The following is a 17,325-nucleotide window of genomic DNA, read 5'->3' on the forward strand; positions in this document are numbered from 1 at the left end:
CGCTGCTCGTGCCGTCGCATACAATTGCAACAAGTCCCCGCAGCAACTATTTAGACCATATTGGTGCGAAAAAGCCGCACGTAAAGAGCGGGACACCACGACATGGCGAGCAATTCTTTCATGGCGCATCAAGGCCTTATTGGGGCGGCCCGCTAATGGATTTCGGTGGTCGCTATATCATTGCCGCCCCGCGGGTCGCCGTCTGGGCCGCGCTCAACGATACCGAAATGCTCAAGGCCGCCATTCCCGGCTGCCACAAGATCGAATGGGCCAGCGAAACCGCGCTCGATCTCGAGATCAAGGTCAATCTCGGCATGCTGCATCCGACCTTCGGCGGCGAGCTGACGCTGTCCGATATCGTCCCCGCCGAACGCTATACCTTGAGCGGCCGCGGCAAGGGCGGCCTGCTCGGCATGGCCGAAGGCTCCGCCGATATCGTCCTTGCCGACCAGGGTGATGATACGCTGCTGGTCTTTACCGCCCATGGCGGCGCCTCGGGTCAGATCATGAAGCTGGGCAAGGCCATCATCGGCAATTCGGCGCAAAAGATCATCGACGGCTTCTTCGAGCGCTTCGGCACCGCCATGGGCGCCGCGGTGACGCCGCTGCCGCCGTCTTAACCACCCGCTAACCACGTTCGGCTCTGCCCTCAAAGCATCACAATCGGACGCGCCATCCTGGGTTATCAAACGGCTAACGCCACTTCGCCAATTTGAAGCAAATCCCAGATGACCGCCAAGACCCGCGACACCTTAGCCCTCTTCGCCATCGCCTCGCTGGCGATTCTCGCCGTGCTCTATGCCGATGCCGATCTCAACCAGATTTTCACCTCGCTTTTGGCCCGCTTCTAAACTCTTCGCCCAAGCGCGCGGCAATCGCGGCCCTCACCTGTGGGCACACTGACCAAATTTTGACCAACCGGAAAAAATTGCTCGATTCCCTCTTGCAGGCGCGCGGTTTGCACGATTGTATCTTTCGCTAGCGCACAGGGAATGTCCGCTGGCAGCATGCGCCAGCGCTCATGTGCGATACAGGGAGACTGATCAATGAAACTCACCACCTTTACCAAGGCCATTGCTGGCGGCATCGCGCTTTCCGCGGTCCTCACCGGCGCTGCCCTTGCTGATCCCGCCGTGATCTATGATCTGGGCGGCAAGTTCGACAAGTCGTTCAACGAAGCTGCCTATAACGGCGCCGAAGAGTGGAAGAAGGAAACCGGTGGTTCCTTCCTTGATCTCGAGCTGCAGAACGATGCCCAGCGCGAACAGGCCCTGCGCCGCTTCGCCGGTCAGGGTGCAAACCCGATCGTCATGGCTGGCTTCTCCTGGACCGCTGCGCTGACCACCGTCGCTGCCGAATTCCCCGACACCAATTTCGTCGTCATCGACACCGTCGTCGACGCACCAAACGTGCAGTCGATCGTCTTCGATGAGCACACTGGCTCGTTCCTGGTCGGCGCTCTGGCTGCCCTCAAGTCCGAAACCGGCACTGTCGCCTTCGTCGGCGGCATGGACGTTCCGCTGATCCACAAGTTCTACTGTGGTTATGCTCAGGGCGCCAAGGCCGTGAACCCCGACGTCAAGCTGATCGAAAGCTACACCGGCACCACCCCGGCTGCCTGGAATGACCCGGTCACCGCTGGCGAGCTGACCAAGGCTGCCATCGATGGCGGCGCTGACGTCGTCTTCGCCGCTGCTGGTGGCTCGGGCCTCGGCGTGCTGCAGGCTGCCAAGGATGCCGGCAAGTTCTCCATCGGCGTCGACAGCAACCAGAACTATTTGCAGCCCGGCTCGGTGCTGACCTCGATGCTCAAGCGCGTCGACGTCGCCGTCAAGACCGCGCTGACCGAAGCGGCAGACGATGCCACCTTCAAGCCCGGCCTGACCGTTCTCGGCCTCGGCGAAGAAGGCGTTGGCTATGCGCTCGACGACAACAACGCCTCGCTCATCACCGATGACATGAAGGCCAAGGTCGACGAACTGTCCGCCGAAATCCAGGCCGGCACCCTCACGGTGCACGACTACACCACCGACTCGACCTGCCCGCTCTAAGCGACAGTATGAGCCAGGATGGCCCCATGAACACGCAGCGGCCGGAAACGGCCGCTGCAACCGTCCCGGCCAACGGCTGGGCGATCGAGCTTGAGAAGATCAACAAGCGGTTTGGCGCGGTTCACGCCAACAAGGACATCGACCTCAAGGTCGCGCGCGGCACCATCCACGGCATCGTGGGGGAGAACGGCGCGGGCAAGTCGACGCTGATGTCGATCCTCTATGGCTTCTATACCGCCGACAGCGGCGTGATCCGCGTCAACGGCCAGGAACACGCCATCACCGACAGCCGCCACGCTTTGGCGCTCGGCATTGGCATGGTGCATCAGCATTTCATGCTGGTCGAAAATTTCTCCGTCCTCGAAAACGTCATTCTGGGTGCCGAGGATTCCGGCTTCATCAAGCCGAGCCTTGATCGCGCCCGCAAGGAACTCAATCGCCTGGAGCATGAATACGACCTCGAGGTCGATCCTGATGCCATCATCGAGGATATCTCGGTCGGCCAGCAGCAGCGCGTCGAAATCCTCAAGGCCCTCTATCGCGGCGCCGAAACCCTCATTCTCGACGAGCCCACCGGCGTTTTGACGCCCAAGGAGGCCGACGACCTGTTCCGCGTGCTCGAAACCCTGCGCGAACAGGGCAAGACGGTGATCCTGATCACCCACAAGCTGCGCGAGATCATGGCCATTACCGACAATGTCTCGGTCATGCGCCAGGGTGAAATGGTCGCTACGGTCAAGACCAGCGAAACTAGCCCCGAACAGCTGGCCGAGCTGATGGTCGGCCGTCGCGTGCTGTTGCGCGTCGACAAGACCCCGGCCAATCCCGGCGCCACCCTGCTCGAAGTGCAAAACCTCGTCGTCGCCGACGACATGGGCCATGTCCGCGTCAAGGATGTGAGCTTCTCCATTCGCGCCGGCGAGATCGTCGGCATCGCCGGCGTCTCCGGCAATGGCCAGAGCGAATTGCTGGAATCGGTCTCCGGCATGCGCGACCAGAAATCCGGCAATGTCCTGCTCAAGGGCACCGCGCTCTCGCTCAAGGGCGACGACGGCGCCGCCCGCGCCCGCGAAGCCGGCCTCGCCCACGTGCCCGAGGACCGCCAACGCATGGGTCTCGTCACCACCTTTGCCGAGTGGGAAAATGCCATCCTGGGCTACCAGGGCAATGCAAAATATGGCGCTGGCCCCTTCCTCGACATATCAGCCGCCAAGAAGGCCGCCGCCGAGCACATCAAGCTGTTCGACGTCCGCCCGGCCAATATCAACCTCAAGAGCTCGCTGTTCTCCGGCGGCAACCAGCAAAAGATCGTGCTGGCCCGCGAGATGGAGCAGGACCCCGACGTGCTGGTCATCGGCCAGCCGACGCGCGGCGTCGATATCGGCGCCATCGAATTCATCCATAACGAAATCATCAAGATGCGCGACGAGGGCAAGGCCATCCTGCTCGTCTCGGTCGAACTCGACGAAATCCGCTCGCTGGCGGACCGCATCCTCGTCATGTTCGACGGCGTTATCGTCGGCGAAGCCGATCCCGCCACCGCCACCGAAGGCGAACTCGGCCTGATGATGGCCGGCATCGGCAAGGACGCGCCTCGCGGCCTCGGCATTGCCGAACAGGGACCCCTACCATGAGCGCCCGCAGACCCATTCCGCGCTGGGCCGACATTGCCCTGCTGCCCGCCATCAATCTCCTGCTGGCTTTCCTCGTCTCCGGCCTCGTCGTGCTGCTGGTCGGTGAAAACCCGTTCCACGCCATCCAGGTCATCATCTATGGCGCCTTCGGCTATGGCGAAGGCCTCGGCTACACGCTGTATTACGCCACCAATTTCATCTTCACCGGCCTTGCCGTGGCGGTCGCCGCGCAGGCCGGCCTGTTCAACATCGGTGGCGATGGCCAGGCCTATGTGGCCGGCCTAGGCGCCGTCGTCGTGGCGCTGGCGCTCGACCAGACCCATTGGTTGATCGCCATGCCGCTGGCAGTGATTGCCGCTGGCGCGGTGGGTGGCTTCTGGGCCTTCGTGCCCGGCTGGCTGCAGGCCAAGCGTGGTTCGCACGTCGTCATTACCACTATCATGTTCAACTTCATCGCCGCGGCGCTGATGGTTTATATGGTCAATCGCGTGCTCAAGCCCGCCTCGACCATGGCGCCGGAATCGGAAACCATCGAGGTCGCCGGTCGCGTGCCGCAGCTGCGCCAGTTTTTCTCCTTCTTTGGCTATTCGCCGGTCAACCTCTCCATCGTCATCGCCGTGCTGGCGCTGATCGGGGTCTATATTCTCGTCTGGCACACCAAGTTCGGCTATGCCATGCGCGTGCTCGGCGCCAATCCGACCGCCTCGCGCTATGCTGGCATTTCCAACTCCAAGATGATCATGATCACCATGACCATTTCCGGTGCGCTGGCCGGCATGGTGGCGATCAATGAAGTCATGGGCGTGCAAAACCGCCTGGTGCTGGACTTTGTCGCCGGTGCCGGTTTCGTCGGTATCGCCGTGGCGCTGATGGGCCGCAACCACCCGATCGGCATCCTGCTCGCAGCGCTACTGTTCGGCGCGCTCTATCAGGGCGGCCAGGAACTGCAATTCGTCATCCCCGGCATCACCCGCGAAATGATCGTCGTCATCCAGGCTTTGGTGATCCTCTTCACCGGTGCCATGGAAGGCCTGTTCCGTCCCTCGCTCGAACGGGCCTTCATGCTGTTCTCGCCGGAACAGAAGGCCGATGCCATTGCGGTCTCCACCGCCAAGTCGGAGAGCTGACATGGATATTTCATCCGTCCTCTCCATTCTCGACGCCACCATCCGCCTCTCGACGCCGCTGCTGCTCGCCTGTCTCGCCGGTCTCTATTCCGAGCGCGCCGGCCTGTTCGATATCGGCCTCGAAGGCAAGATGCTGGCCGCCGCCTTTGCTGCTGGCGCCGTCGCCGCCATCACCGGCTCGGCCTGGCTGGGCCTGCTCGCCGGCCTGGCTGTCTCGCTCTCGACGGCGCTGCTGCAGGGCGTTGCCGCCATCACGCTCAAGGGCAATCAGCTGATCGCGGGCGTCGCCATTAACATGCTGGCGGCCGGCATGACCACCTTCCTCGGCCAGACCTGGTTCTCCCAGGGCGGCCGCACCCCGCCACTGCCCGAAGGCGGGCGCTTCGAGCCGATCACGCTGCCCTTTGCCAATGAGCTGGCCAGTGTGCCGGTGCTCGGGCCGATCTATGCCGACCTGATCTCGGGCCACTATATCCTGGTCTATATCGCCTTCATCATGGTCGGCGTCACCGCCTATGTGCTCTATCGCACCCGCTTCGGCCTGCGCATGCGCGCCGTCGGTGAAAACCCCAAGGCCGTCGATACCGCCGGTATTTCGGTGGTGAAGCTGCGCTATCAGGCGGTCATCATAACCGGCCTGCTGGCGGGTCTCGCCGGCGCCTATTTCTCCATCGCCCAGGGCTCGGGCTTCGGCAATAACATGACCGCCGGCAAGGGCTATATCGCGCTCGCCGCGCTGATCTTTGCCAAGTGGAAGCCGGTGCCCGCCATGTTCACCTGCCTGCTGTTCGGCTTCCTCGATGCGCTGCAGATTCGTCTGCAGGGTGCCCAGCTGGGCGGTATCGAGATCCCGGTCCAGGCCATCCAGGCGCTGCCCTACCTCTTGACCGTCATCCTGCTGGCCGGTTTCATCGGTAAAGCTGTGGGCCCCAAGGCAGGCGGCGTGCCGTATACCAAGGAGCGCTAGCCTTTCCCTCTCCCCTCAGGGGAGAGGGTAGCGACGCCGGGAGCATAGCGACCTGGCAAAGCTGGGGTGAGGGGTGAATGCCCAAGGATAACCCGCTATGCTGACCCCCTCATCCGGCCCTGCGGGCCACCTTCTCCCCTCAGGGGAGAAGGGTAGTAGGGCAGGAGGACGTGAATGACCGATACCATGGACCAGGCCCTCTTTGCGGCCGCCGAAGCCGTTCGCGCCAAGGCGCATGCGCCCTATTCACGCTTCACGGTCGGCGCCGCCATCCTGGCCGATGACGGTAAGATCTATGCGGGCTGCAATATCGAAAATGCCGCCTATCCGGTTGGCAATTGCGCCGAAGCCTCGGCCATTGCCGCCATGATCGCCGGTGGCGCCAGGCGCATCAAGCGCATCTATGTCACCGGCCCTGGTTCGGCCCCGGTCACCCCCTGCGGCGGCTGCCGCCAGCGCATCCGCGAATTCGCCGATCTCGATGTCGAGGTTATTTCGCACGGCGTCGATGGCACCGCCCTCGTCACCACCCTCGAAAAATTGCTGCCCTATTCTTTCGGCCCGGAGTACCTGCCCAAATGACCAAGGCTTCCAAGACGATCGCCAAGATCGCTGGCAAGGAACCCATTGCCGCTGCCATCGTGCTGGGCTCGGGCCTCTCTGCAGTCGGCGACCTGCTCACCGACGAGGTCACCATTCCCTATTCCGAGCTCAAGGGCTTTCCCGGCGGTGGCGTCTCCGGTCATGGCCGTGATCTGCTGATCGGCACCATGGGCGGCAAGCGCGTCGCCGTCCTCACCGGCCGCGAGCACTATTACGAACACGGCAATGCCGCCGCCATGCGCCCGGCGCTCGAAGCCGTGGCCGAGCTGGGCGCCCAGACCCTGCTGCTGACCAATTCGGCCGGCTCGCTCGACGAACGCTTCCGCCCCGGCGACCTGATGATGCTGAGCGATCATATCAACTATGCCGGCATGAACCCGCTGATCGGCGAACCCACCGACCGCCGTTTTGTGAACATGGTCAACTGCTATGCCCCTGACCTGCGCGCCAAGGCAGCGGGTCTTGCCGAAAAGCTCGACATCAAGATCGGCGAAGGCATTTACCTCTGGTATTCCGGCCCCAGCTTCGAGACGGTCGCCGAAATCCAGATGGCCGTCCGCCTCGGCGCCAATGCAGTCGGCATGTCGACGGCACCCGAAGTCATTCTCGGGCGTTTCCTTGGCATGAAGGTCTGGGCCTGCTCGTCCATCACCAATATGGGCGCCGGCCTCTCGACCGAAAACATCAGCCATGAGCACACCAAGATCATGGCAGTGCAGGGCGCGGAGAAGCTGAAAAAGCTCATTCCCGCGCTGGTGGAGGAACTATGAGCCTACGCGTCGTCGATAACACGCACACCGAAACGCCACACAAGCGCAATCCCGGCTTCCCGCTCGATCTCGACTGGGTCGAACGCGTCCGCATGAACCGCTCGGCGCTGGAGCGCCGCGCCGGCAGCATTGGCGCGCGCCGCACCGTCAAGAAGGACTATCAGCTCGCCTGGCTGCTCAAAGCCATTACGCTGATCGACCTGACCACGCTCAATGCCGACGATACCGATGGCCGGGTGGAACGCCTCTGCGCCAAGGCCCGTCATCCCCTGCGCAGCGACATTCTCGACAAGCTTGATATCGGCGGCTTGCGGATCCTCCCCGGCGCCGTCTGCGTCTATCATAGCTTCGTCAAGACCGCCGTCGCCGCCCTCGAGGGTACCGGCATTCCCGTCGCTGCCGTCTCGACCGCCTTCCCGCATGGCCTCGCGCCGATCGAAACCAAGCTCAAGGAGATCGAAATGTCGGTCGCCGATGGCGCCAGGGAGATCGACATCGTCATCGAGCGCGGCATGGTGCTGCGCGGTGACTGGCAGGCGCTTTACGATCAGGTCAAGGCCTTCCGCAAGGCCTGCGGCGACGCCCATATCAAGACCATCCTGGGCACCGGCGAACTCGCCACCCAGACCAATATCGCCAAGGCAAGCCTGGTCTGCATGATGGCTGGGGCCGATTTCATCAAGACCTCAACCGGCAAGGAAAAGGTCAATGCCAATCTGGTCACCTCGCTGACCATGATCCGCATGATCCGCTGGTTCCACGAGGAAACCGGCATTGAAATCGGTTACAAACCTGCTGGCGGCATTGCGACTGCCGGCGACGCGCTCAAATATCTGGCGCTGATGAAAGAAGAGCTCGGCACGCACTGGCTGCAACCGCATTTGTTCCGCTTCGGTGCTAGCAGTCTGCTAACCGATATCGAGCGCCAGCTGGAGCACGGCCTGACCGGGCACTACGCCGCTGACTACAGGCAGCCTCTCGTCTGATCGAGGCTTAAGGCACTCTAGAGGAGGCCACACATGAACAAGATTGCCCAGATATTCCAGTCGCTTGACTACGGCCCGGCCCCCGAAGGCCCCGAGCAGGCGATTGCCTGGCTCGACAGTCACTCTCGCAAATTCGGCCATTTCATTGACGGCCAATGGACCGCCCCCGGCAAGACCTTTGCCAGCAACAATCCGGCCAATGGCGACAAGCTTGCCGACATCACCGACGGCACAGCCCAGGATGTCGATGCCGCCGTCAAAGCGGCCCGCGCCGCCTTCCCCGCCTGGTCGGCCCTAAGTGGCTATGAGCGCGGCAAATATCTCTACGCCATCGCCCGCGCCGTACAGAAACACGCCCGCCTTTTTGCCGTGCTCGAAACCCTCGACAACGGCAAGCCGATCCGCGAGAGCCGCGATATCGATATCCCATTGGCCGCCCGTCACTTCTACCATCACGCCGGCTGGGCCCAGCACCTTTCCCGCGAATTCCCCGATGCCGTGCCTTATGGCGTCTGCGGCCAGATCATCCCGTGGAATTTCCCACTTCTCATGCTGGCATGGAAGATCGCCCCGGCGCTGGCCGCCGGCAATACGGTGGTGCTCAAGCCCGCCGAGTTCACCTCGCTAACCGCGCTGCTGTTTGCCGAAATCTGCGACCGCATCGGCCTGCCCAAGGGCGTGGTCAATATCGTCACTGGCGAGGGCGACACCGGCCAAGCCATTGTCAATCATCCCGATATCGACAAGATCGCCTTCACCGGCTCCACCGAAGTCGGCAAGCTGATCCGCGCCGCCACCGCCGGCACTGGCAAAGGCCTCAGCCTCGAACTGGGCGGCAAGTCGCCCTACATCGTCTTTGAGGACGCCGATATCGACTCGGCGATCGAAGGCCTCGTCGACGCCATCTGGTTCAACCAGGGCCAGGTCTGCTGCGCCGGCTCGCGCCTTCTGGTGCAGGAATCGATCGAAACCCGCTTCATCGCCAAGCTCAAGAAGCGCATGGCCAGCCTCCGGGTCGGCGACCCGATGGACAAGTCGATCGACGTCGGCGCACTGGTCGCACCGGTGCAGGTCGAGCGCATCCGTGACCTGATGAAGCGCGGCGCCGCCGAAGGCGCAGTGATCTATGAGGCCGACGGCCCCGTGCCCGCCAAGGGCTGCTTCCTAAAGCCCGCTCTCGTCACCAATGTCTCGCCCGCCAACACTCTGGTGGCCGAAGAGATTTTCGGGCCGGTGCTGGTCGCCATGAGCTTCCGCACCCCCGAAGAGGCGGTGGCTTTGGCCAACAACACCAAATACGGCCTCGCCGCCACCATCTGGAGTGAGAACATCAACCTCGCCCTCGACATCGCGCCCAAGATCAAAGCCGGCGTGGTCTGGATCAACGGCACCAATAATTTCGACGCGGCCGTCGGCTTCGGCGGCTACAAGGAATCCGGCTTCGGTCGCGAAGGCGGCCGCGAAGGCATGGGCGCCTACCTCAGGCCCGCCTGGGAGAAGGCACTCAAGCCAGCGCCCGCCGCCAAGCCCGTAGCGGCAAAAGCCGGCAACCCTCTCGACGCCAGCCATGTCGACCAGACGGCAAAAATGTATATCGGTGGCAAGCAGGCCCGGCCTGACAGCGCCTATACCCGCGCCGTGGTCGACCCATCCGGCAAGCTGATCGGCGAAGTCGGCGAGGGCAATCGCAAGGACATCCGCAACGCCGTCGAAGCCGCCCGTGGCGCGCTGAGCTGGTCGACCACGGCCGCCCATTCCCGTGCCCAGATCCTCTATTTCCTCGCCGAAAACCTCGACTATCGTCGTGATGAATTCGCTGCCCGCATCAAGGCGCAGACCGGCGAGGATGGCACTTCGGAAGTCGCCCTCTCCGTCGAACGCCTGTTTGCCTTCGCCGGCTGGGCCGACAAATACGATGGCGCCGTGCACAATCCGCCGCTGCGCGCCGTCGCTGCTGCCATGATCGAACCCCTCGGCGTCATCGGTATTGTCGCCCCGCCAAGCCGCCCGCTGCTCGGCTCCATCGCCCTAATCGCCCCGGCGCTGGCCATGGGCAACACTGTCGTTCTCGTTCCCTCCGCCCGGTCGCCGCTGTCGCTCACCGACCTCTACCAGGTCATCGAGACCTCGGATGTCCCCAATGGCGTAATCAACATCGTGACCGGCGACAGCGTCATCCTGGCCAAAACCCTGGCCGAACACGACGGCGTCGATGGCCTCTGGTTTGCCGGCGATGCGGAAGCTTCGACCATGGTGGAAAAGGCCTCGATCTCCAATCTCAAGCAGACCTGGACCAGCCGCGGCCTGTACTACGATCTCGCCGATCGCCGCTTCGAGGGCGACTATTTCCTCGGCAAGGCGACACAAGTCAAAAACGTCTGGATTCCCTACGGGGCTTAGGAAGGCACCAAGCCAATGGTCTTCCTGCCCCAGGAAGTGATCCTGAAAAAACGCAATGGCGATGCCCTCCCGCCCGAGGACATCGCCCAGTTTATCGCCGGCTTTGCCGGCGGCACGGTCTCCCATGCCCAAGCCGCCGCCTTCGCCATGGCGGTCTACTTCCAGGACATGACCATGTCCGAACGCGTCGCGCTGACGCTCGCCATGCGCGATAGCGGCACCGTGCTCGACTGGTCTGATCTCGACGGTCCCGTCGCCGACAAGCATTCTACCGGTGGCGTCGGCGACAACGTATCGCTCATGCTGGCGCCGATCCTGGCTGCCATCGGCATCTTTGTGCCGATGATTTCCGGCCGTGGTCTTGGCCATACCGGCGGCACGCTCGACAAGTTCGATGCCATTCCCGGATATAGCACCAGCCCCGACAATGCCCTGTTCCGCAAGGTCGTTCGCGAGGCCGGCTGCGCCATCATCGGCCAGACCGCTGATCTAGCCCCCGCCGACAAGACGCTCTACGCCATTCGCGACGTCACCGGGACGGTCGAATCCATTTCGCTGATCACCGCGTCGATCCTCAGCAAAAAGCTCGCCGCCGGCCTCGGCGCGCTGGTGCTCGACGTCAAGACCGGCTCGGGCGCCTTCATGCCGACGCTGGACAGGTCGCGCGACCTGGCCCGAAGCCTGGTGGACGTCGCCAATGGCGCCGGCCTCAAGACCTCAGCGTTGATCACCGACATGAACGAACCGCTCGCCTCGGCCGCCGGCAATGGCCTCGAAGTCCGCAATGCGGTCGATTTCCTCACCGGCAAGCATCAGGACGCCCGCCTCAAGGAAGTCACCCTCGCCCTCTGCGCCGAGGTCGCCGCCATGACCGGTACTGCGTCCAGCGCCGCTGCAGCGCGCGAGCTAGTGGAGGATGCGCTGGACAGCGGTCGCGCCACCGAGCGTTTCGCCAAAATGGTCGCAGCGCTGGGCGGCCCAACCAATTTCGTCGAGCACATGGATACCCATCTCGCCCCAGCCCCGATCATCCGCGATGTCTTCGCCACGGGGCAGGGGACCATCGCCGCCATCGACACCCGCGGCGTCGGCATGGCCGTCGTCGCCCTCGGCGGTGGCCGCGCCACGCCCACCGACAGCATCGACTACACGGTCGGCTTCGACCGCCTGCTCGGCCTCGGCACAAGCGTCGACGCAGGCACGCCCATTGCCCGCATCCACGCCCGCGATGAGGTTTCCGCCAAGGGTGCCGAAACCCGCTTCAAAGCCGCCTACCGCCTCGGCGACGCTGCCCCGGCCTTCCCGCTTATCGCCGACCACATCGCCCCCACCGCCTGAGGACTTTCCCATGCCCCGCGCCATACTCTGCATCCTCGATAGCGTCGGCATCGGCGGCGCGCCCGATGCCAATCTTTATGGCGACGTGGGATCGAACACCTTCGGCCACATCGCCGAGTGGGCGGCCAGCGGCAAGGCGGACAAAGCCGGCTTGCGCGCGGGCCCGCTCAACGTCCCCAATCTCGACGCCCTGGGCATTGGTGCGGCGATAAAGCTCTCCACGGGCACCCTCCCACCCGGTCTTTCCGCCGCCGCCAAGGGCGGTCGCTTCGGCGTCGGCCGTGAAGTTTCGAAGGGCAAGGACACGCCCTCCGGCCATTGGGAAATCGCCGGCGTGCCGGTGCCCTTCGACTGGGGCTATTTCCCGCAGTCCGAACCGACCTTCCCGCCGGAGCTGATCGCGGAATTCATCAAACGCGCCAAACTCCCCGGCATCCTGGGCGACAAGCACGCCTCGGGCACCGACATCATTGCTGCGCTGGGCGAAGAGTCGATCCGCACCGGCAAGCCGATCTGCTACACCTCGATCGACAGCGTCTTCCAGATTGCCGCGCACGAGACCGCCTTCGGTCTCGACCAGCTCTACGACATCTGCCAGATCGCCTTCGAGCTCACCGCGCCGCTCAATATCGGCCGCGTCATCGCCCGGCCCTTCGTCGGCGAGGATGCCACAAGCTTCAAGCGAACCGGCAATCGCCGCGACTTCGCCATCTCCCCGCCCGAACTGACCCTGCTCGATCGCAATCAGGCCGCCGGTCATCAGGTCTATGCCATCGGCAAGATTTCCGACATTTATGCCGGCCATGGCGTGACCCACAAGATGAAGGGCACCGGCCTGCCGCAGCTCTTCGACAGGACGCTCGACGCCATGGAAATGGCCGAGGACCACGCCCTCGTCATGACCAATTTCGTCGATTTCGACAGCGAATACGGCCACCGCCGCGACGTGCCCGGCTATGCCGCGGCGCTGGAATATTTCGACAGCCGTCTGCCCGAACTGATCAGCAAGCTGCGGCACGACGATCTGCTGATCCTCACCGCCGATCACGGCAATGACCCGACCTGGCCGGGCACCGACCACACCCGCGAACAGGTGCCCATCCTGGTCTTTTCCCCAGCCCTGCCGCAGGGAGAGATTGGCATTCGCCCCACCTTCGCTGATATAGGTGAGAGCATAGCCCACTGGCTCGGCCTAAAGCCCGGCCACCACGGCAAATCATTCCTTTAAGAGGTGATCCCATGAGCAACGTAACCGTCATCGATCACCCGCTGATCCAGCACAAGCTGACCATCATGCGCAACAAGGAAACGTCCATTGCCGGTTTCCGCCGCCTGCTGCGCGAGATCGCCCATCTGATGTGCTATGAGGTCACCCGCGATCTTGAGCTGGAGATGATCCCGATCGAGACGCCGATGGCGCTGATGGATTCTCCTTCGATCAAGGGCAAGAAGCTGGTTTTCGCCTCGATCCTGCGCGCCGGCAATGGCCTGCTCGATGGCATGCTCGACCTCGTTCCCGCCGCCCGCGTCGCCCATATCGGCATCTACCGCGATCACGAGACGCTCGAGCCGGTGGAATATTACTTCAAGGCTCCGTCCAATCTCGAAGATCGCCTGATCATCGTGGTCGATCCCATGCTGGCCACCGGAAATTCGGCCACCGCCGCCATCGAAAAGCTCAAGGAACGCGGCGCCAACAATATCCGCTTCCTCTGCCTGCTCGCCGCGCCCGAAGGCATCAAGAATTTTGCCGAAGCCCATCCCGACGTGCCGGTCTTCACCGCCTCGATCGACAGCCATCTCAACGAGAAGGGCTATATCATCCCCGGTCTCGGCGACGCCGGCGACCGCATGTACGGGACTAAATAGGTCTTCACGCGCTGGTCGCGCTCCATACGGGGCGCGCCACGCGCGGGGTCCTCGCTGCCTCGTCCATCCCAAACTACGAGATATGAATATGGCCAAGCTCGCCCATTCCATGATCCGCGTCATCGAGGAAAACCGCTCCGTCGATTTCTACCGCCGCGCCTTCGGGCTCGAAATCGTCAATCGGCTGGAATTTGCCGATTTCACCCTGGTCTACATGGCCCATGAGCTCGATGGCTTCGAGCTGGAGCTGACCATCAACCACGGCCGCACCGAGCCCTACAATCTCGGCGATGGTTATGGCCACCTGGCCGTGGTGGTCAACAACCTCCAGGCCGAATATGACCGCTTCATCGCCGAAGGCTTCACCGTCGGCAAGCTGGTCGATTTCAAGAATGGCACTGTGCCCGTGGCGCGCTTCTTCTTCGCCACTGATCCCGATGGCTACAAGATCGAAGTCATCCAGAAGAGCGGCCGCTTCCAGTAGCGGATATGAAAAACCCCGGGTCGCCCCGGGGTCTTGTTTTACTTCGCCTTGAGCGGCAGGCCGAGCCCGATCAGCTCCTGGCGCAGCGCCACCGGGTCCTTGAAGTGGATGCCCTTCATGCCGAATTTGCGGGCCGAGACGATATTAGGTTCGCTGTCGTCGATGAAGACGCAATTCTCCGGCGCCACGCCATAGCGCTCGCAGAACACGCGATAGAGCCGCGGATCGGGCTTCACCAGACCTTCAAGGCCTGAGACGATCACGCCGTCGAACTTTTCGAGGAACGGCCATTCGCCGAGGCAGCTCACCCACTTCTCCCAGGAGAAATTGGTGATGGCGAAGGTCGGGATGTCCTGCTCGATGAGCTCGTCATGAATGTCGATCGTGCCCTGGATAAAGCTGCCCAGCGTTTCTTTCCAGCGCAGGTCGAAAGCTTGGATTTCGCGCCAGTATTTGGGGAAGCGGGTGATCAGCTTGGCCACGCCTTCCGAATAGATCTCGCCAGCGTCGAATTCGAGGTTCCAGTCCAGCGTGCAGATGTTCTGGTGGAACCACAGCGCATCGTCCTCGCTCTCGAACAGCTTGCGAAACAGATACATCGGGTTCCAGTCGACGAACACGCCGCCAAGGTCGAACACGGGGACAAGCGTATCGTCGTTCATGAGGTAACCGCCGGATAGGAAAGGGATGCCCGGCTTGTGCCATGCGTCAATGACCCGCGCAAGACGGCGGGCCGGCTATGGCGCGGAGAGACCATTCCCGAAGCGGGGAATGAAGAAGTTTTCGCGAAACAGCGACACCGGCTGGTTGATCACGATGCCATAAAGCGGCAGGTAGGACGTGCTGGCCTTGGACACGATCACGCTCTGCCCCTTGGAGATGTCGATCATCGCCGTGGGCAGCTTGTAGGTGCTGTTCTTGGGATGCTCGGTCCCCGTGCCATAGACGCCGTTCACATATTGCCGCGACCAGGCCACGCTGGTGACGCCGGTTGAGGACACATCGACCTGTGTCACCACCTGGCGAACGTTGCCGGAGGGGTAGGGGGTCATGATGCCGCTGGCGGCGCGAAAGTAGTCGGTCAGCATGCTCGATGAAATGGTCGAGTCTGCGCGCGCCACGAGGTCACCCACGGCGCCCGCGACCAGTTGCACGCGCCGATCCATGGCGATCAGCGTACTGGCCTCCATCGAGCCGATATAGACCAGCAGCATCACTGGCAGGATCAGGGCAAATTCGACGGCGGCCACGCCTTCGTCGACCAGCCAGAGCCGGCGAAGCCGTGCCATCAGGCTGCGGAGCGTGCTCATGAGAATGGCTCGTTGCGGAACACCGTTGCGGCACCAAGCAGATGTTCGCCGGTTCCCAGATTGGCCAGCAGGCTGCCGAAATTCAGCATGATCGGCCATTTGTAATAGACCTGCACCACGACAATGCTCGAACCTGCGCCCGGACTATAGGCTTCAGGGCGGTTCCACTTGCACTCGTCCTGGGTCTTGCAGCTGTAGTCGACCGGCGGCTTGATCGTGGCCGCGTTGAAGGAGGTCAGCACCTGCACTTCGACGAACAGATTGGAACAGTTGAACAGCCCATAGAGCCGGCCGCAGACATATTCGCGGAATTTCGCCGGCGTGTAATTGGCCGCTTGCACCTGCCCGGTGCGCAGCAGGCGACCTGAATCCTGCACTGCGCTGTCCAGAATCTGGCCGGACAGAAACACCAGCGAGGTTTCAAGGATGGCGCCAATGATCGAAAAAAACGGTACGGCCAGGATGCCGAATTCGACCGCGGTCACGCCGCGCTCGTCGCGCACGAAGTCGCGCCGCCGCTTGGGCAGCAAGGCTCTCTTGATCAGCGAGGCGAGATTGGTCGCCATGGGTCCACCGGTTTGCAACAGGGCAAAACTAGGCAGCTATCGCTAACTGATGGTTAGGAAATCGCCGACGCCGTGGCGCGCCTGCGATCACGGTTAAGCGCTGGTGAACGTCAATCGGCCAGCTGCTGCACCAGCTGCGACGATGTGATCACATTGTTGGTGAACTGGACGTCGTCGCCCATCATCACCACCGATTGGCAGGTCGGTGCACAGGCAAGGCTGGTGCGCGCCTGGCCCTGATAGACAGTGACGACACCGGCCTGCAGCTGCGCCACTTCGACCAGAGTATCGGCGATCGGATTGCCGGCGCTGTCGAGGACGATCAGATTGGTCTGGCCAAAACTCTTGCCGGTCAGGATCAGGGTCTGCGGATCCTGAATGGTCACATCGGCAATGCCCGGATTGCCGACGATCACCGTCGCCGCCGCGGCATTGATACGCAGGATGCGTGCCATGTTAACGTTGACGCTGATCGGCGCGCCATCCTGCGCCATGGCCGGCATTGCAACGAGGCTCGACGTCAGCGACAGGCTGATGGCGAAGAAAACGGCAAGCATGGGACGCATGGGCGGTTCCGGCGGTACTGATACGCGATGCCCACCATTTTCCGCCCGAATGGTTTACAATTGGCAAACGAAAATGCGGGTGAGGTTTGATGTCGTGAAAGTTGAGCGTAGCAGTTGGCGTGCGATGATTTGATACTATTTGATCCTAAGAGTAATAATCTGAATATCGAAATAGAAGCGTCAGGCGGTGTACTTGGTCTCTAGACTGCCTAAAATGCGACGCAATGCGTTAACCGTATGATTAGTATATAGAATTTGTCTAATACCTGGGGCATGTCAATGCTTCCGATTAACGCAATATCAAGACCTTCTCGCTAGTTTCCACACCGTTCGATGTATCACGTGTCGAACGATGAGCGTCACTGGATGACGTAGTAATGGAGCCTGGTAATGAACATCTTCGCACGTTTCGCGCAGGACGAGTCTGGCGCAACCGCAATTGAATACGGCCTTATCGCTGCACTGATCTCTGTCGGCATCATTCTTGCCGCCACCACCCTGGGTACCAACCTGAGCAACCTGTTCAACGGTATCGCTAACAAGCTGAAGGTTACCGGCGTCTCGTAATATCGAGACCGGTTCCTCGCTGACGACCAAAAGGGGCGCTTGCGCCCCTTTTTCTTTTGAGCTTTCTTAACGCCGAGCGCGCAGTTT

At 62.3% G+C, this 17,325-nt stretch carries 19 protein-coding genes; 15 read left to right on the top strand and 4 right to left on the bottom strand.

Annotation, left to right across the window (positions count from 1 at the left end):
* The first annotated feature begins 155 nt into the window (after window positions 1-155).
* The 14 genes from BM045_RS02470 to BM045_RS02530 all read left to right on the top strand — a co-directional run bounded on the left by BM045_RS02470 (window position 156) and on the right by BM045_RS02530 (window position 14,229).
* A complete protein-coding gene (locus BM045_RS02470; RefSeq protein WP_092179400.1) occupies window positions 156-620 on the top strand; it encodes an SRPBCC family protein in 465 nt (154 codons plus the stop codon).
* A 108-nt stretch (window positions 621-728) separates the two neighbouring features.
* Window positions 729-851, top strand: coding sequence for a hypothetical protein (locus BM045_RS19265; protein ID WP_280139420.1), 123 nt, complete (start codon window positions 729-731; stop codon window positions 849-851).
* A 195-nt stretch (window positions 852-1,046) separates the two neighbouring features.
* Window positions 1,047-2,051, top strand: coding sequence for a BMP family lipoprotein (locus BM045_RS02475; RefSeq protein ID WP_092179401.1), 1,005 nt, complete (start codon window positions 1,047-1,049; stop codon window positions 2,049-2,051).
* A 26-nt stretch (window positions 2,052-2,077) separates the two neighbouring features.
* Entirely contained in the window at window positions 2,078-3,685 is a 1,608-nt protein-coding gene (locus tag BM045_RS02480; RefSeq protein WP_092179402.1) for an ABC transporter ATP-binding protein, read from the top strand.
* On the top strand, window positions 3,682-4,812 hold the full coding sequence (locus tag BM045_RS02485) for an ABC transporter permease (RefSeq protein WP_092179403.1): 1,131 nt from the start codon (window positions 3,682-3,684) through the stop codon (window positions 4,810-4,812). Before BM045_RS02480 ends, BM045_RS02485 begins: the two co-directional genes overlap by 4 nt.
* Before the next feature lies 1 nt (window position 4,813).
* The gene (locus BM045_RS02490; RefSeq protein ID WP_092179404.1) at window positions 4,814-5,779 is read left to right on the top strand and encodes an ABC transporter permease; all 966 of its coding nucleotides are present in this window, start codon (window positions 4,814-4,816) and stop codon (window positions 5,777-5,779) included.
* 174 nt (window positions 5,780-5,953) lie between these two features.
* Window positions 5,954-6,361 carry a cytidine deaminase gene (locus tag BM045_RS02495; protein WP_092179405.1) on the top strand — a complete coding sequence of 136 codons (408 nt, stop codon included), beginning with the start codon at window positions 5,954-5,956 and terminating at the stop codon, window positions 6,359-6,361.
* Complete coding sequence (locus BM045_RS02500; RefSeq protein WP_092179406.1) at window positions 6,358-7,152, top strand: purine-nucleoside phosphorylase; 795 nt, start codon at window positions 6,358-6,360, stop codon at window positions 7,150-7,152. The genes BM045_RS02495 and BM045_RS02500 overlap by 4 nt, the downstream gene beginning before the upstream one ends.
* Window positions 7,149-8,138, top strand: a complete 990-nt coding sequence (gene deoC / locus BM045_RS02505) for a deoxyribose-phosphate aldolase (protein WP_092179407.1) — start codon at window positions 7,149-7,151, stop codon at window positions 8,136-8,138. Before BM045_RS02500 ends, deoC begins: the two co-directional genes overlap by 4 nt.
* Window positions 8,139-8,171: 33 nt before the next feature.
* Window positions 8,172-10,538: an aldehyde dehydrogenase family protein gene (locus BM045_RS02510; RefSeq protein WP_092179408.1), complete on the top strand. Its 2,367-nt coding sequence runs from the start codon at window positions 8,172-8,174 to the stop codon at window positions 10,536-10,538.
* Window positions 10,539-10,553: 15 nt separating this feature from the next.
* Window positions 10,554-11,876 (top strand): thymidine phosphorylase, encoded by a 1,323-nt coding sequence (gene deoA / locus BM045_RS02515; RefSeq protein ID WP_092179409.1) that lies wholly within the window; start codon window positions 10,554-10,556, stop codon window positions 11,874-11,876.
* A gap of 10 nt (window positions 11,877-11,886) precedes the next feature.
* Window positions 11,887-13,104, top strand: coding sequence for a phosphopentomutase (locus BM045_RS02520; RefSeq protein WP_092179410.1), 1,218 nt, complete (start codon window positions 11,887-11,889; stop codon window positions 13,102-13,104).
* Between the two features lie 11 nt (window positions 13,105-13,115).
* Entirely contained in the window at window positions 13,116-13,745 is a 630-nt protein-coding gene (gene upp, locus BM045_RS02525) for a uracil phosphoribosyltransferase (RefSeq protein ID WP_092179411.1), read from the top strand.
* 88 nt (window positions 13,746-13,833) lie between these two features.
* Window positions 13,834-14,229, top strand: coding sequence for a VOC family protein (locus BM045_RS02530; RefSeq protein ID WP_092180822.1), 396 nt, complete (start codon window positions 13,834-13,836; stop codon window positions 14,227-14,229).
* A 38-nt stretch (window positions 14,230-14,267) separates the two neighbouring features.
* Here BM045_RS02530 and BM045_RS02535 read toward each other — a convergent pair whose 3' ends face one another.
* From BM045_RS02535 to BM045_RS02550, 4 genes are all read right to left on the bottom strand, one after another.
* Window positions 14,268-14,891 carry an HAD family hydrolase gene (locus tag BM045_RS02535; RefSeq protein WP_092179412.1) on the bottom strand — a complete coding sequence of 208 codons (624 nt, stop codon included), beginning with the start codon at window positions 14,889-14,891 and terminating at the stop codon, window positions 14,268-14,270.
* 75 nt (window positions 14,892-14,966) lie between these two features.
* Window positions 14,967-15,539: a TadE/TadG family type IV pilus assembly protein gene (locus tag BM045_RS02540; RefSeq protein WP_170848338.1), complete on the bottom strand. Its 573-nt coding sequence runs from the start codon at window positions 15,537-15,539 to the stop codon at window positions 14,967-14,969.
* On the bottom strand, window positions 15,536-16,105 hold the full coding sequence (locus BM045_RS02545; protein ID WP_092179414.1) for a TadE/TadG family type IV pilus assembly protein: 570 nt from the start codon (window positions 16,103-16,105) through the stop codon (window positions 15,536-15,538). Before BM045_RS02545 ends, BM045_RS02540 begins: the two co-directional genes overlap by 4 nt.
* Before the next feature lie 110 nt (window positions 16,106-16,215).
* Window positions 16,216-16,671, bottom strand: coding sequence for a pilus assembly protein N-terminal domain-containing protein (locus tag BM045_RS02550; RefSeq protein WP_092179415.1), 456 nt, complete (start codon window positions 16,669-16,671; stop codon window positions 16,216-16,218).
* A 390-nt stretch (window positions 16,672-17,061) separates the two neighbouring features.
* On the opposite strand from BM045_RS02550, the gene BM045_RS02555 reads away from it, so the two are divergent.
* Entirely contained in the window at window positions 17,062-17,238 is a 177-nt protein-coding gene (locus BM045_RS02555; protein WP_092179416.1) for a Flp family type IVb pilin, read from the top strand.
* Window positions 17,239-17,325: the final 87 nt, after the last annotated feature.

This window comes from Devosia sp. YR412 (assembly GCF_900110945.1).
GTDB lineage: Bacteria > Pseudomonadota > Alphaproteobacteria > Rhizobiales > Devosiaceae > Devosia.